This is a genomic window from Phytoactinopolyspora endophytica (genome assembly GCF_004138495.1).
In the GTDB taxonomy this organism is placed as follows: domain Bacteria; phylum Actinomycetota; class Actinomycetes; order Jiangellales; family Jiangellaceae; genus Phytoactinopolyspora; species Phytoactinopolyspora endophytica.
This window is the reverse complement of the sequence record NZ_ML142864.1, coordinates 166,137-168,234: the sequence shown is the minus strand read 5'-3', so window position 1 is coordinate 168,234 and position 2,098 is coordinate 166,137. Positions and strand designations below refer to the sequence as shown.

Annotated in this window: 1 protein-coding gene; it reads right to left on the bottom strand. The window is 68.2% G+C overall.

Features of this window, described 5'->3' with window-relative positions; all coding sequences use genetic code 11:
* Positions 1–2,098 (bottom strand): UvrD-helicase domain-containing protein (locus ELR45_RS39115; protein WP_205857284.1); only part of this gene is annotated, 2,098 nt, incomplete at both ends.

Below are 2,098 nucleotides of genomic sequence, written 5' to 3'. Positions count from 1 at the left end.
GGATGGTCGCCGACGGGAACCAGCACTCGGTCCGGCACCAGGGTGGAAGGGCGGACCACCTGCATCGCGCCCGTCAGGATGTGTGGGTCGGACCGGTAATTGCGCGTCAGCCGGATCGTCTCGGCCGACGGGTAGTCCTGCCGGAAGCGCAGGAAGAACCCTACGTCGGCGCCGCGGAACCGATAGATCGCCTGGTCCGGGTCGCCGATCGCGGTCACATTGCCGCCGGCCGGCGCCAGCAGCCGCAGCAGCCGGTACTGCACGGCATCGATGTCCTGGTACTCGTCCACCGAGATCCACCGGTAGCGATCGCGGAGCTCGATCATCAGGTCGGGATCGGACTCCAGCAGCTCGACGGGCAGAGCCACGAGGTCGTCGAAGTCCACGAGGTCCAGCTCGCGGAGCCTGGCAAGGTAACCGTCCAGGGCGTTCACCGTCTCGGAATCCATCGGCTGCGGGCTACGCCGGACGCGCGAGAGCTCCGGCAGCATCCGGCGTGCGCCTTTCTCGTCCCCCATGACCTCGGTGAGCACCTCGAGCCGGCGCTTGTCGTCAGCGACGCCGAAGCCGGCAGTGAGCCCGGCTTCGCGGTGCCGCTCCCGGAGCAGGCCGAGGCCGAACGCGTGGAACGTGGTGACCGTCAGCGCCCGCGCCCGGTCACCGATCAGGCCATGCAGGCGATCGGTCATCTCCCCGGCAGCCTTGCGGGTGAAGGTGATGGCCAAACATTGCTCTGCTGGGACACCGTGCTCTGTCACCAGGTGCGCGATGCGGTGTGTGAGTGTCCGGGTCTTGCCGGTGCCCGGGCCGGCCACGATCAGCAGCGGTCCGCTGCGTAGGGCGGCCGCCGCCCGCTGATCGGGGTCAAGGCCGACCAGCATCGCCGGTGTGGGGACCGCCACGTCGAGGAGCTCCGCGCCCGTCTCATCGGTGGACGACCCCGGCAGCGGTGACGCCTCGGCGGCCGTGGGCTCGACGGCGGGCTGAACGCCACCGTCATGCAACGTGAGCTCGTCGGCGTCCGGCACGCCAACGGGATCACAGTCGCCGTCAGGAGCGCCATCGTCATCGAGAGCGCGGCTGAGCGGTTCGTCGCCTGACGACCGGCTCTTCGACTCCTTCGAGGCCCGGGTGACCAGCTCGTCGTCGAACAGCGCCGGCGTCTGCCAGTTACCCACACCACCCACCTCCCCCGGTTCGAAAAGCCGAATAGTGCCGTACTCGCCGTCGTAGCCCGGTTCCCGGATGACCGTGCCCTCCCTGAGCCGGCGGATGGCCTCGGCAAGCTGCGGCGACGTCATCTCCAGGTCGTCGACCGGCACGTCATCAAGGATCCTGAGTTCAGGCCCGTACACCTCGGTCAGAGAAGAGACCTCGTTCTGCACCTTCTTGCTCTTCGGCCCGACGCCGAGGATCTCACCCATGATGTGCGGAAGCTGGATCAGGTTCCGGAATCCTGGAGTGCCGTCCGGGCGGTATCCGCCGGGCCGGTCCGCAAGCTCCTCGACCCGGCTCAGCACGCCGACGGTCAAGGGCTTGCCACACTCCGGGCAGCGGCCGCCGAGCCTGCGGGTCTCCGCCGGCTCCAGCCGCACATCGCACTTGCGGTGCCCGTCCAGGTGGTATTTGCCCTCTTCAGGAAAGAACTCGACCGAGCCGAGGTAACCGTCCCCGGTCTCCAGAGCCCGCCGGATGGCGAAGTAGTCCACGTCCGTGTCGAACCTGCTGGCCTCCCGGCCGAGCATGGGTGGCGAATGCGCGTCGGAATGGCTGACCAGCCGATAACGGTCGAGTGCGGAGACCCGCCACATCATCTCGGGGTCCGCGGAGAGCCCGGTCTCCAGTGCGAAGATATGGTCCGCCAGGTCGAGGTAGCAGTCCTCGACGGCGTCGAAGCCGGCTTTGGAACCCAGGACCGAGAACCACGGTGTCCAGACGTGCGCCGGCACCAGGTAGGACCCTTCGCCGGACTCCAGCGTGATCTCCAGCAGATCCCTCGAGTCGAGCCCCAGGATGGGTCTGCCGTCGGAGCCGAGATTCCCGATCTTGCCGAGCCTGCGGTTGAACTCGGCTGCCGCCGCGAAGTCCGGCAGGTAGA